The organism is Dactylosporangium sp. NPDC048998, assembly GCF_043197855.1.
In the GTDB taxonomy this organism is placed as follows: domain Bacteria; phylum Actinomycetota; class Actinomycetes; order Mycobacteriales; family Micromonosporaceae; genus Dactylosporangium.
Map to the genome: position 1 here is coordinate 175,291 of NZ_JBICTV010000003.1, position 13,071 is coordinate 188,361.

At 75.4% G+C, this 13,071-nt stretch carries 10 protein-coding genes and 1 tRNA gene; 4 read left to right on the forward strand and 7 right to left on the reverse strand.

Annotated features, from left to right (window positions below; translation table 11 throughout):
- Positions 1–33: 33 nt before the first annotated feature.
- Complete coding sequence (locus ACGFI8_RS08155) at positions 34–3,453, reverse strand: ATP-binding protein (RefSeq protein WP_392801685.1); 3,420 nt, start codon at positions 3,451–3,453, stop codon at positions 34–36.
- A gap of 117 nt (positions 3,454–3,570) precedes the next feature.
- Here ACGFI8_RS08155 and ACGFI8_RS08160 point away from each other — a divergent pair, with 117 nt between their 5' ends.
- Positions 3,571–4,467: an alpha/beta hydrolase gene (locus ACGFI8_RS08160; RefSeq protein ID WP_392801687.1), complete on the forward strand. Its 897-nt coding sequence runs from the start codon at positions 3,571–3,573 to the stop codon at positions 4,465–4,467.
- An 11-nt stretch (positions 4,468–4,478) separates the two neighbouring features.
- Here ACGFI8_RS08160 and ACGFI8_RS08165 read toward each other — a convergent pair whose 3' ends face one another.
- The 4 genes from ACGFI8_RS08165 to ACGFI8_RS08180 are packed head-to-tail and all read right to left on the reverse strand — an operon-like array spanning position 4,479 to position 8,568.
- Positions 4,479–5,972, reverse strand: coding sequence for an ABC transporter permease (locus ACGFI8_RS08165; RefSeq protein WP_392801689.1), 1,494 nt, complete (start codon positions 5,970–5,972; stop codon positions 4,479–4,481).
- Positions 5,969–6,829, reverse strand: coding sequence for an ATP-binding cassette domain-containing protein (locus ACGFI8_RS08170; RefSeq protein ID WP_392801692.1), 861 nt, complete (start codon positions 6,827–6,829; stop codon positions 5,969–5,971). Before ACGFI8_RS08170 ends, ACGFI8_RS08165 begins: the two co-directional genes overlap by 4 nt.
- Positions 6,830–6,832: 3 nt before the next feature.
- A complete protein-coding gene (locus ACGFI8_RS08175) occupies positions 6,833–7,942 on the reverse strand; it encodes a sensor histidine kinase (RefSeq protein WP_392801694.1) in 1,110 nt (369 codons plus the stop codon).
- On the reverse strand, positions 7,939–8,568 hold the full coding sequence (locus tag ACGFI8_RS08180; RefSeq protein ID WP_392801697.1) for a response regulator: 630 nt from the start codon (positions 8,566–8,568) through the stop codon (positions 7,939–7,941). The genes ACGFI8_RS08175 and ACGFI8_RS08180 overlap by 4 nt, the downstream gene beginning before the upstream one ends.
- 82 nt (positions 8,569–8,650) lie before the next feature.
- Here ACGFI8_RS08180 and nhaA point away from each other — a divergent pair, with 82 nt between their 5' ends.
- Positions 8,651–10,555, forward strand: coding sequence for a Na+/H+ antiporter NhaA (gene nhaA / locus ACGFI8_RS08185; RefSeq protein ID WP_392801700.1), 1,905 nt, complete (start codon positions 8,651–8,653; stop codon positions 10,553–10,555).
- Here the strand turns inward: nhaA and ACGFI8_RS08190 are convergent.
- On the reverse strand, positions 10,506–11,663 hold the full coding sequence (locus ACGFI8_RS08190) for a hypothetical protein (protein ID WP_392801702.1): 1,158 nt from the start codon (positions 11,661–11,663) through the stop codon (positions 10,506–10,508). The two genes, nhaA and ACGFI8_RS08190, sit on opposite strands and share 50 nt — an antisense overlap.
- 3 nt (positions 11,664–11,666) lie before the next feature.
- Positions 11,667–12,182: a SigE family RNA polymerase sigma factor gene (locus tag ACGFI8_RS08195; protein WP_392801704.1), complete on the reverse strand. Its 516-nt coding sequence runs from the start codon at positions 12,180–12,182 to the stop codon at positions 11,667–11,669.
- Between the two features lie 106 nt (positions 12,183–12,288).
- Here ACGFI8_RS08195 and ACGFI8_RS08200 point away from each other — a divergent pair.
- Both ACGFI8_RS08200 and ACGFI8_RS08205 read left to right on the forward strand, forming a co-directional pair.
- Positions 12,289–12,361: transfer RNA gene (locus ACGFI8_RS08200), tRNA-Arg, on the forward strand.
- A 184-nt stretch (positions 12,362–12,545) separates the two neighbouring features.
- On the forward strand, positions 12,546–12,983 hold the full coding sequence (locus ACGFI8_RS08205; RefSeq protein WP_392801706.1) for a hypothetical protein: 438 nt from the start codon (positions 12,546–12,548) through the stop codon (positions 12,981–12,983).
- Positions 12,984–13,071 lie beyond the last annotated feature (88 nt).

Genomic DNA, 13,071 nt, shown 5'->3' on the forward strand with positions numbered 1-13,071 from the left:
GACCCTCTTGGAGCCCGTTTGGACGTGAGTTGGTCAGCGCTTGTGGACCACTAGAGTCGCCAGCTGCGCGTCGCTGGCCGCGATCAGGTGCGCCGCGCCGAGCCGCTCGTGCGTGGACCGGGCGGCGCGCGCGTGGTCCAGGGCGACGGCGCGCTCGCCCAGCCGCACCGCCAGCTCGGCCTGGACGAAATGCAGGGAGCCCCAGGTGGCGCCTCCGCTGCCGACCGTACAGCAGCGGTCGGCGAAGGGCGCGATCTCATCGTAGAGCTCTTGCGGGTCGGGGGTGCCCAGCCGCGCCGCGACCAGCCCCCACTGGAACACCAGGAACTCCCAGGCCCACAGCCGGTCCCGCGTGGCGCCCCAACGCTCGACCAGCGCCCGGCCCAGGTCCTCGTCGCCCGACTCGACGGCGGCCAGCACGGCGGTGGGGCGCAGCAGCTCCAGCAGTGGCTCGTCGGCGCGGCGCACCAGCTCGTCGCGCAGCTCGGCCGGGCGGCCCTGGAAGCGGCGGCTGGTGTACAGCAGCGCCAGCCGGATCCACTGCCTGCCCCACAGGCTGGTGTGCTCCTGCAGCGCGAACGCCTCGTCGATCAGCCGCTCGCCGTCGGCCCACCGGCCGTCCAGCATCGCCCGCCCCGCCTGCGCGAAGCGCACCTGCGCGGGCAGCACCGGGCTGCGGATCTCCTCGGCCAGGCGCACGCAGCGGGCCAGGTCGGCGTCGAACCCGGCGACGTCGCCGGCGCTCATCTCGGTCATCATCCGGTGCAGCCGGGCGATGGCCTCGACGGTGCGGGGCAGCGCCGTGATCGTGAGCAGCTCGTCGACCACGGCGCGGCGCTCCGGCTCGCGCTCCGGCACCCAGGCGGCGTTCCAGTAGTTGTTCAGCGTGCGCGTCAGCAGCTCCGGGTCGCCCAGCCCGCGCGCCAGCCGCACCGCCTCCGCCGCGTGCGCCTCGCCCTCGGCGCGCTCCGGGCTGTGGTACAGCTCGACGGCGAGCGTGCCGAGCAGCACCGCGCGCCGGTAGCGGTCGTTCGGGTCCAGCCGGGTCAGCTGCCCGCGCAGGATGCCGATCATGCGCTCGTCGACGATCAGGTACGGCCGCCAGGTCCACAGCGTCACCCCGCCGAACAGGGTCGCCGCGTCCATGGCGAGCCCGTCGTCGCCGAGCTGCTGGGCCAGCGTCAGCGCCTCGTCGAGCACCGCGCGGGTGCCGGCGACGTCGCCCGCGGCCCGCCGGGCCACGCCGAGCTGCACCAGCAGGCGGCAGCGCCGCTCGGCCGCGCCCGCGCCGGTGGGGTCGAGCGCGCCGAGGGCAGCCTCCAGGTATCGGACGGCCTCGTCGTAGGCCAGCTGCGCCATCGCCAGCTCGGCGGCCCGGGTGGCGTACCGCACCGCGCGATCGGCGACGCCCAGCCGCGCGGCCATCGTGAAGTGGTGCACCAGGCGCCCGAGCAGGTTGGGGTCGTCGGGCCGGTCGAAGGACTCGAGCGCTTCACCGACCCGCCGGTGCAGTCGTGCGCGCTGCAGCCGGCTGAGCCCGCCGTAGACGGCGTCCCGGACGAGGGCGTGGGAGAAGCGATAGTCCCAGCCGTCCGGCAGCTCCAGCAGCACCCCGGCCGCGACGGCCGGCTCGAGGGTGGCCATCACCAGCTCGTGCCCTCCCGACTCGCGATCCTCCGTCGCGGCCTCCAGCAGGAGCAGGTCGACGTCACGGCCGATGACCGCGGCCGTCTCCAGCAGCCGCCGGGTCCGCTCGGGCAGCCGGGACAGGCGGCGGGTGATGACGTCCCGCACGCTCTCCGGCACGCCGGTCTCCGCAACGGCCTGTGCGTCGCCCCAGCCGTCCGGGTACTCGCTCTCCAGCAGCCGCAGCAGCTCCTTGAGGTAGAACGGGTTGCCGCCGGTGCGCTCCGCCAGCGCGTGCGCGACCGCGCGGGGCCGGTTGGTGAACTCGGCGATGTCGTCCTCGGTGAGCGCGGCCAGCCGCAGCCGCTCGGCGCCGCGCTCGTTGGCCAGCAGCGCCAGCGTCTCGCGCAGCGCGGGGTCGGCGTCGGCCGCCTCCGGGCGCAGCGTGGCCAGCGTCAGGATCGGCTGCCGGTGCAGCGCCGGCGCGAGGTGCGCCAGCAGCTGCAGCGACGAGGCGTCCGCGGCGTGCAGGTCGTCGATCACGATGAGCAGCGGCCGCGCGGACGCGTGCAAGCGCAGCGTGTCGGCGACCGTCTCGTGCAGGTGGAACCGCGCGGTGTCCGGGTCCCCGGCTCGCCAGCTGCTCTCGCCCCGGCCGGCGAGCACGTCGAGGAGCCGGCGCCCGTCTCCGCTGTCCGGCAGCGCGCGCAGCACCTGCGCCCACGGCCAGAACGCGGGGGTCGCGCTCGCCTCGACGCACCGGCTCCAGGCAACCGCGAGCCCGCGCCCGGCGGCGAGCTCGGCCGCGCGCTCGGCGAGCCGGGTCTTGCCGAGCCCGGCCTCGCCGGCGACGAGCAGCACGCCGCCCGCCCCGCCCGCGGCGAGCTCGACCCGCTCGGCGATGCGCCGCTCCTCCGCGCCCCGCCCCACCAGCCCCGGTGCCCCCTCGGCGACCGCGACGGGCGCGGTCGCCACGACCCGCTCGGGCGGGGCGGCCTGCGCGGCTTGCCCGGCTCGCGAGGCCTGCGCGGGCTGGGCGGGCCGGGCCGGCTCGGCCAGCGACGGGTCGTGGCGGAGGATCGCGGCCTCCAGCGTCCGCAGCTCGGGCCCCGGCGGCAGGCCCAGCTCCTCGTCGAGCACCGCGCGGGCGCGTCGGAACGCGGCCAGCGCGTCGGCCTGGCGGCCCTCGCGGTACAGGCCGAGCATCAGCTGCCCCCACGACCGCTCGCGGAACGGCCGGCGATCCAGCAACGCCTGCGCCCCGGCGATCGCGGCCGCGGTCTGCCCGGCGCCGAGCTGGACCTCGGCGAGGTCCTCCAGGGCACCGTCGTGCAGCTCGCCGAGCCGGGCCACCGCCGCGGCGGCGAACTCCTCGTCGGCCAGGTCCGCCAGCGGCTCGCCGCGCCACTCCCGCAGCGCCTCGCGCAGCGCGCGCTCGGCCGCGGCCAGGTCGCCCCGGGCCAGGCCGACCCGGGCGGCCTCGACGCCGGCGGCGAACCGGCGCGCGTCCACCTGTGCGTCGTCGACCGCCAGCAGATAGCCGGGGTCCCGGGTGAGCAGCACGGCCGGCGGCGTGCGCGGCGGCCGGTCCGGCTCCAGGGCGCGGCGCAGCTGCGACACGTACGCCTGCAGTGTCCCGGTCGCGCTCGCCGGCGCCTCCCCGGCCCACAGCCCCTCGACGATCCGGTCGACCGACACCACGCGGCCCGGCTCCAGCAGCAGCATGGCGAGCACCGCGCGCTGCTTGCGGGCGCCGAGGTCGATCGGCCGGCCGTCCGGCGCCCACGCCTCGAGCGGGCCGAGGATCCGGAAGTCGAGCCGCGTCACCTGCGTCACGATAGCCGTCCAGCGGGCCCCGCAGATCGGCCGGAAGATCGCCACGCCGGCCCGAAGAGCCGACGCGCGGGTCCCCGCGACGGTCACCGAACCGCTACCGTGGCGCGCATGGGCATCGGCCGGCGCTCGGCGCTGCTGGCGCTCGGCGGCGGCGTGGCGCTGGCCGCCGTCGCCGGGTTCGAGCTCGTCGACCACGCCGTCCTGCCCGGCAAGGGGCGCCTGGACGAGGCCCTCGGCCGCTGCGACGCCGCCGCGCCGAGGCCCCCGGCCGCGCCGACGGCCGAGGCGCCGCCGCCGATCACCGGCTCGTTCCGCTCCCGGCACCGCGGCCGGGCGGTCGGCTACGCGCTGGCCTACCCGCCGGGGCACGAGCCGGGGGCCCGGCTGCCGGTGTGCCTCGCGCTGCACGGCTTCGGCTCCAACGCCGAGCAGGCGGTGAACACGGGTGACTACCCGCGGCTGCTCGCCGGGGCCGTGCGCGCCGGTGCGGCGCCCTTCGTCATCGCCGCGGCCGACGGCGGCGACGGGTACTGGCACCCGCACGCCACCGACGACCCGCTCGGCATGCTCATCGACGAGTTCCTGCCGCTCATCGCGGGCTGGGACCTCGACATCGGCCGGGCCGCGGTGGCCGGCTGGTCGATGGGCGGCTACGGCGCGTTGCTGTGCGGGCTGGAGTACCGCGACCGCTTCCGGCTGATCGTCGCCTCCTCGCCGGCGATCTTCCGCGACTACGCCGACGCCGAGCGGGTCAATGCGGGCGCGTACGACTCGGAGCAGGAGTGGGCGCGCTACGACGTGACCGCACGGGCGGCCGAGCTGTCCGGGCTGCCATTCCGCATCGACATCGGCGCGGCGGACCCGTTCGCGCCCGCGGTGCGCCGCCTGCGCGACCGCCTGCCCGACCCGTCGGTCGTGACGCTGTCGACCGGCTGCCACGACGGCCGCTTCTGGGGCGCGGTCGCCCCGGCCCAGGTCCGAGCGATCTCCGCCGCGCTCGCATAACCGGCACGGCCTCAGCGGCGGGTTTCGCGCCACGCGGTGCGGGTGAGCGCGACGGCGATGCCGGCCGCCGCGGCCCCCGCCCACAGCGCCGGGCTCGGCCCGGTGAGGCGGCCGTGGTCGCGCAGCGCGCCCATGAAGTCCAGCGCGCTGGTGTCGTTGATCAGGAGGTACCACAGGACGGTGTAGATCGCCTGGAAGACCCTCGGCGCCCCGGTCAGCGCGCCCAGGGCCAGGGCGAGCGCCGGGATGAACGCCGCACCGGCCGTCCAGGCGGCCAGCCCCGGCAGGTCGCCGGCGAACGCCATCCGGGCCGCCGCGCCCGCGCCGGTGACCGCGGCCAGCAGCGCGCCCGCGCCCCACTCGGCGACGACGCGGCGGCGCGGGGCCGGACAGGCGGCGAGGATCGCGTCCGCGCCCGACGCCGCCGGCTGGGTGCCCAGGCGCGACCACAGCAGCACCGGCCAGATCCACACGAGCGCGAGCACCGCGCCGGGCGGCGCGGCGAGGCCGGCCAGGGCCAGCGCGCCCGCGCCCAGCCACCACCACGTCGGCGCGCCCCGCACCAGGATGCGCACCTCGCCGGCGAGCAGGCGCGGGCCCGTCCCGCCGCGGCGGGGCTCGGTCGGGGGGAGTCCCTTGTAGACGGTCCGCGGCTCGGCGCCGGCGGCCGCCCGAGCGGCGCGCGCCGGGCGGTCGAAGCGGTGGAACCACAGCGCCGGCAGGAGCGCGACCGCGACCGCGATGGCGGTGAGCGCGAGCCGGCCGCCGAGGAACCCGGCGTCCAGCCGCAGGCCGGGCCAGTCGAAGGTGCGCAGGGGCTCCTCGACGTACATCAGGCCGAGCCCGACGTCGTGCGAGGCGCCGGCCGGCAGGGTGACCGGCCGCAGGCCGAGCCCGCCGAACGGCGCGTGCGCCGACTGCCCGCCGATCGCGCCGATCATCCACACGAAGAACCACAGCACGTTGCCCAGCCCGCCCCGCAGCACCGGCGTCGTCTCGAACAGCACGGCCAGGGCCGCGGTGAGCACGAGCATCGGCAGCGCGACGAGCGCGAACGGCAGCGCCAGCGCGACCGGGTCCACCGCGCGCGACTCGCCCCGCAGCAGCTGCAGCACCAGCGCGGTCGCGGCGAGGACCGCGACCATCGAGCCGAGCACCATTGCGTTGCTGAGCAGCTTGCCGGCGAGGTAGACGGGCGTGCGCAGCGGCGAGGCGGCCAGCAGCTGCCCGACGCCGGTGCGCTCGTCCCGCGCGACCGCGTCGCGCACCAGGTAGAACCCGACCAGCGTGAGCCACAGGGCGCTCGTCAGGGCGGTGACCATGCCCACATAGTCGCTGGTGTACCGCCCGCGGAAGCCCCCGATGACGAGCACCGACCAGTGCGAGTCCGCCGGCGGCACCGCCAGCAGCCCGAGGCCGATCGCGGAGATCAGCATGAGGAGGTACGCCGGCCGGCGCACCCGCTCGCGAAAGTCCGCCAGCGCCAAGCCGAGCAGCCCGCTCATCGATGCACCGCCCCGACGTAGGCGTCCTCCAGGTCCGGTGCGGCCGGCGTGGCGTCGGCGAGCGGCCGGCTCGTCGCCAGCACCCGCAGCCGCACGCCGGCCGGGGTGCGCACCGCCCGGGTGGTGAGCAGCCGCTGCTGCAGCCCGGCGGCGGCCTCGGGCGGCACGGTGACCTCCCAGACGTGCCCGGCGACGCCGTGCAGCAGCTCCTCCGGTGTCCCGTCGAGGCGGATCCGGCCGCCCTTGACCACCGCGATCCGCGTCGCGACCGACTCGACGTCGCTCACGATGTGCGTGGACAGCAGCACCAGCCGGTCGGCGGCGAGGTCGCTGAGCAGGTTGCGGAACCTGACCCGCTCCTCGGGGTCGAGGCCGGCCGTGGGCTCGTCGACGATGACGACGCGCGGGTCGGCCAGCAGCGTCTGCGCGATGCCGACCCGGCGCAGCATGCCGCCGGAGTAGCCGCCGAGCGGCCGCCGCGCGGCGTGGGTCAGGTTCACCAGCTCCAGCAGCTCGTCGATGCGGGCGCGGGCGGAGCGGCCGGACAGGCCCTTGACCGCGGCCAGGTACGCCAGGAACTCCACCGCCGACAGGTTCGGGTACACCCCGAAGTCCTGCGGCAGGTAGCCCAGCGCGCGGCGCAGCCCGTCGGGCCGGGCGACCGCGTCGGCGCCGTCGAAGCGCACCCGGCCGCTCGTCGGCCGGGTCACCGTCGCGGCGATGCGCAGCAGCGAGGACTTCCCGGCGCCGTTGGGCCCGAGCAGGCCGAGCAGCCCCGGCCCGAGGCGCAGCGTCAGGCCGTCGACGGCGCGCTTGCCGCCCTTGTAGACCTTCGTGATGTCGAGCAGTTCGAGCATGCCTCAAGGCTGGGCGGCGCGGTCGCCCGGCACATCTGCCGAACGGGAGAGATCGCAGACCACGCGCCAGCCGCCGGCGTGCGGCCCGGCGCGCAGTTCCCCGCCCACGGCACGGGTGCGCTCGGCGAGCCCCGCGAGCCCGCTTCCGCCGCCAGACCTGGGTGTAACCGAAATGTCGGATGCACCCGTCACTCCATGCTCCGTGCCGCCGTCGTTGTCGACGGTCAGCACGCCTGACGCCGACAGCCGGACCCGCACCCGCGCGCCGGCCGGGGCGTGCCGGCGCACGTTGGTGAGGGCCTCGATGACCACGTGGTAGGCGGCCGTCCCCGCCACCGCCGGGAGCCCCACGCCCGGCTCGATCTCCAGCGTCGCGCCGCCGCCGAAACGGGAGACCACGCCCGGCAGGTCGGCGAGGCCGTACGCCCGCGGCGCGGCGTCATCGTCGGCGCGCAGCGCGGCCACCATGTCGTCCATCGCCGCCAGCGCGCGCTGCCCGGCGGCCTCGATGCGCTCGTACGAGCCCGCCTCCGGGGCGACCTGCGCGGCCTGCGCCTCGACGACGATGCCGGTGACCTCGTGGGCCACCAGGTCGTGCAGGTCGCGGGCGAGCTCGAGGCGCTGCGCGCGGCGGGCCGCGGCCAGGGCGCGGGCGCGGCGGGCGTCGGCCGCCCGCAGCCACAGGCCCACGCCGGCGGCCGCCACGGCCGGCACGAACGCGGTCGCGACGAGCAGGACCGAGGCGTTGAGCCGGTTGTGCGGGACGTGGAGGGTGACGCGCAGGGGGAGCGCGGTCGTCGCCAGGGCCACCAGCGCGCCGGCCACGGCCGCCCGCCGGGCGGGGGTGCGGCGCAGCAGGCGCACCTGCAGTACCAACAGGGGCAGGAACTCGAACGGGAGCCACAGGCCGGCCGGCTGGGGCGGCCCCCGGTAGCCGGCGGTGACCGCGAGCGAGCCGAGCGCGGCGGCCAGGGGCAGCGCGGCGAGGGAGGGGCGGATCGCGGCGGCGACGGCGAGCATGGCCGCCACGCTCACGAGGACGCCCGGCCCGCGGGTGAACGGCAGCCCGCACAGCACCGGCACGGCGAGCAGGAGCAGCCACGCCGCCTTCACGGCGCGACGACCCCGTTGTTCCAGGCCCACACCGCGATCCCGACCCGGTTGCGCACGCCGAGCTTGCGCTGGACGGCCGCGACGTGCGTCTTCACCGTGCCGGCCGAGATGAACAGCTCGGCGCCGATCTCCGCGTTGGTCCGGCCGGCCCCGACGTGCCCGGCGATCTCCAGCTCGCGGTCGGTGAGCGGCTCCGGGGACTCGGGGCGCGGGCGCGACAGGTGGCGCAGCAGCTTGACCGTGATCGCCGGGCTGATCAGGCTCTCGCCGGAGACGGCGGCGCGCACGGCCTCGGTGAGCAGGGCCGGGCCGGAGCGCTTGAGCAGGAAGCCGGCGGCCCCGTTGCGCAGCGCCGCGTAGACGTACTCGTCCAGGTCGAACGTGGTGACCACGACCACCCGGGTGGGGCCGGCGGCGAGCTCGCGGGTGAGGGTGAGGCCGTCCATGCGCGGCATCCGGATGTCGACGAGGGCGACGTCGGGCTCCAGCACCCGGACGCGCTCCAGCGCCTCGACCCCGTCCGCGGCCTCCCCGACCACCTCGATGTCCCCGGCCGCGCCCAGGATGCGCCGCAGGCCATCGCGGACCATCTCCTGGTCGTCGGCGATGAGCACCCGTATCCCCACCGCCCGAGCGTAACGGCGCCGGCGCGACATAGGCTTTCGCGATATGGCCGCAGCCGAGACACCGCAAGGCGCCTCATCTGACATGTCGGAAATATCAGGACGAACTACCATTTGGCGGCGCGACGTGACCGCTCCGCTGCGGGCCTTCATGCGCACCGAGTCCGGCAGCGCCGGCGTCCTGGTCGCCGCGATCGCCGCCGCGCTGGTCTGGGCCAACGTCGACCCGGCCGGCTACGAGCGGGTGTGGGGCACCGAGTTCGCCCTCCGCGTCGGCGGCTGGGAGCTGGCCGACGACCTGCGCACCTGGGTCAACAGCGGCCTCATGACGCTGTTCTTCCTGGTCGTCGGCCTGGAGGCGCGGCGCGAGTTCGACCTCGGCGACCTGCGCGACCGCCGCCGGTTCGTGCTGCCGCTCGCCGCCGGCCTGGCCGGCATGGTGATCCCGGTCGCCATCTACCTCGGGGTCAACCACGGCGGCCCGGGCGCGGAGGGCTGGGGGGTGGCGATGTCCACCGACACCGCGCTCGCGCTCGGCCTGCTCGCGCTCGTCGGCCGCGGCGTGCCGGAGCAGGCGCGGGTCTTCCTGCTCACCGTGTTCGTCGTCGACGACCTGGCCGCGCTCCTGATCATCGCGGTGGCGTACTCCGAGCACATCGCCCTGATGCCGCTGCTGCTCGCCGTGGCCGTGTTCGGCCTGCTGCTCGCCCTGCGCGCGCTCGGGGTGCGCCGCGGCGCCGTCTACGCGCCGTTCTGCATCCTGCTGTGGTACTTCATGCTGCGCAGCGGCGTGGACCCGGTCGTCTCCGGGCTCGCGATCGGGCTGACCGCGACCGCGTACACGCCCGCCCGCGGCGCGCTGGAGGCGGCCAGCGGCATGTTCAAGCTCTTCCGCGAGCAGCCGACCGCGGAGCTGGCCCGCTCGGCGTCGCTGGGTCTCACCCAGACGCTGTCGCCCAACGACCGCCTGCAGCGCATGTACCACCCGTGGAGCAGCTTCCTCATCGTCCCGTTCTTCGGCCTGGCCAACGCCGGCATCCCGATCGACGGCCCGTTCCTCGTGCGGGCGTTCACCTCGCCGATCACCCTCGGCGTGCTGGCCGGGTACGTGCTCGGCAAGCCGATCGCGGTCGCCGGCACCGCCTGGCTGGTGACCCGGCTGTCCGGCCGCCGGGTGCGGCCCGCCGCCGGGTGGGCGGCGGTGCTCGGCAGCGGCACGATCGCCGGCATCGGCTTCACGGTGTCGCTGCTCATCGCGAGCCTGGCGTTCACCGGCGACGACCTCGCCGAGGCCAAGCTGGGCGTGCTGGCCGCCGCGGTGCTCGCGTCGCTGGCCACCTGGGTGGTGTACCGCGTGACGGCCATGCTGCCGAAGCCGAGGCGCGCCCGGGCGCTGCTGGGCGACGCCGAAGTCCTCGTCGACCTCATCCCGCCCGTGGACGTGACCGTCGACCACGTGCGCGGGGCCGCGGGAGCCTCGGTGACGGTGGTCGAGTACGGCGACTTCCAGTGCCCGTACTGCGGCCAGGCCGAGCCCGTCGTCCGCGAGCTGCTCGCCGACACCGACCTGCGCTACGTCTGGCGGCACCTGCCGCTCACCGACGTGCACCCGCAGGCACAGCTCGCCGCCGAGGCGGCCGAGGCGGCGGCCGCGCAGGGCGCGTTCTGGCCCATGCACGACCTCCTCCTCGACCACCAGGACGAGCTCAAGCCGACGGACCTGGTCGGCTACGCCGAGCGGCTCGGCCTGGACCGGCAGCGCTTCCACGAGGACCTGATACACCACGTGCACGCGGCGCGGATTGCCCAGGACCTGGAGTCCGCGGACCTCAGTGGCGTCAGCGGTACCCCCACCTTCTTCATCAACGGCCGCCGCCACTACGGCGCCTACGACATCGCGACCCTGACCGAGGCGGTGAAGGAGGCCCGCATCCGCGCGATCATCGGCACGTCCACAGCATCGCCACCCGGTGACCGTTCTGCGAGGTGACAGCGGTCCCGGCGACCGTGTGCCCGTCGTCGCTGAGCGTGACGGGGGTCAGCGAGTGGTCGCCGGCCCGGCCCTCCGGCAGCGCTGGCAGGTCGATCCGCGAGCCGCCGGTGTCGATCGCCGCGTAGGAGGCGTTGGACTGCGCCGTCCAGCCCTGGGCGTTCACCGCCGCCGGGTAGCCCCAGGTGATGGCCCGCACCTCGCCCGTGCGCAGGTTCCACAGCGCCGCGCCGAGCTCATCGCCGACCCGCCCGATCACCCAGCCCTCGCGGATGCCGAGGGCAACGGTGACGGCCTTGCCGTCGATCACGGGCGTCGACAGGAGATTCGTCGCCTTGCCGTCCGGCGACCAGACCGAGATCGCCGCGGCGCCGTTGTGGAGCAGCGTCCCGACCACCGTGCCGTCCTCGTCGATCCCGCGGGCCTCGCCACCGTAGCCGGACCCGGGCAGCGCGAGCCGGGTCGGCTGGCTGTGCGGGGTCGCCCAGACCACGGGCCGCCCCTGGATCGAGCCGACGATCTGCCCCCGGTCGTTGATCGCGTACGCCTTGGCGTCGGAGCCGGCGGTGCCGGGCAGGTCGCGCACCCGCCCGTCCTCGAACACCACGGCGACGGCGTCGGCCTTGCGCCGGGTCCACCCCACCGCCGTGCCGGCGGAGTTGACGTCCACCAGCGTCTGGTCCTGGCCGGGCAGGTCCACGACCTGGTACCGGCCGCGGTCCCAGAGCAGCACGGTCACCTTCGCCCCGTCGAAGCTCTGCCCGACGTGGTACCGCCCGGTCGGGTCGCCGCCGGTGACGGTGCTGCCGAGCACCGCCCCCGGGGGCGCATCGAGCGGCGCCGCCTGGCACCCGGTCGTCGAGGGCTCCGGCCCGGGGGAGGTGCTGATCGCGGGCTCCGGGTCCGGCCGGTTCTCCCGGGTGCCGGCCAACGCCCAGCCGCCGACGAGGACCATCAGCACGATCGCCGCCACGGACGCGGCGCGGACGGCGGCGCGGCGCCGCTCGCCCCGCGCGATGGCGCGCCTCACGTCGACGGTCGAGAGGCCGCGGGGCACCCGGCGCAGCGGCATCAGCAGGTCGGTCGCGCGCTTGTCGTCGATGTCCATCGTTCAGACCGTCCTCTGCAGGTCGTCGCCGACAAGCTTGCGCAGCGTGGCCAGCCCGCGCGAAGACTGGCTCTTCACCGTCCCGGCGGAGCAGTTCAGGATCGCGGCGACCTCGTCGACGGGCAGGTCGCAGAGGTACCGCAGGACGAGTACCGCCTGCTGCCGCCGCGGCACCCGGGCGAGCGCGGCCCGCAGCACCAGCGTGTCCTCGACCGCGTCGTGCGGGCCCGTCGGCGCCGGCGGGGGCGGCGGCTCGGGCGCCCGGCCGGTCAGCCCGACGCGTGCCCAGGGCCGGCGCCGCTCGTCGATGAACGTGCGCACGAGCATCTGCCGCACGTACCGGTCGAGGTGTTCGACGGCGCTGACGCGCGGCCAGCGCAGGTACAGCTTCTCGATCGTCTGTTGCACGACGTCGTCGGCCCGGTGCTCGTCGCCGCACAGCAGGAACGCCAGCTGCCGCAGCGGCGCGAGCCGCCCGGTCACGTACTCGACGTACTCCTCTTGCGCCTCTGCGCGCATCGGCCTCCCCCTCGGTCGGACTGAAACGAGCCGCGCCCGGCGGGAGGTTGCACGGATACGCGATTTCGGCCAGGCCGGGTGTTCCCCTAGACTCGACCTCGGGCAAGGCCTCGTAGCTCAGGGGATAGAGCACCGCTCTCCTAAAGCGGGTGTCGCGCGTTCGATTCGCGCCGGGGCCACCGATGGAAGGGCTGTTGACCAGCCGAAACGAGCCCCTTGACCAGCAGCGACGCGGTCAAGGGGCTCGCACGTTGTCCGGCTGTCCCCGGCGCTCACCGGCCACGATCGGCCGTTCGCGGCAAATACGCGGCCAAGTTTTGTGGCGCCTACCAGTGACCCAACGCCGCCTCCAGCGGAGGCACCTTGACCGAGATCACCGGACAGCCGGCATACCAGCAGATAGCCCACGACTTACGCCGCAAGATCGCGGACGAGGTCTACCGGATTGGTGAGCCAATCCCGGCGGTTGTCCGTGCTGCGATCAAAGAGCTTCAGGTCGAGGGAATCCTCATTGGACAGCCAGGCAAGGGCGTCTACGTCCAGCACAAGCCTACGGACGACGAGCTAGCCCGGAACGCCGACACGCCTGGCCGCATCGCCGAGCTTGAAGCCGCGGTGCGGGAACTGAGCGCCCGCCTGGAGGGCGACGTCACGTCCGACATCGCGGAGATTCGGCGCCAGGTAGGCGTCATGCAGAGCCAGATCATGGAGCTGTACGGCCGTTTGGGATGCCGTACCAGCACGACACGGCCCAGAAGCCCAAGGACGCTAGGCGACCGCAGCCCAGCGTTGATGCGATGAAGGAGCGGGGCCTCCGCTCCTCGTGACAGTCACCCTAGTCAGGGGTTTCCTGGGGTTGTCACGAAGTACCACGACGAAGGAGGCCCCT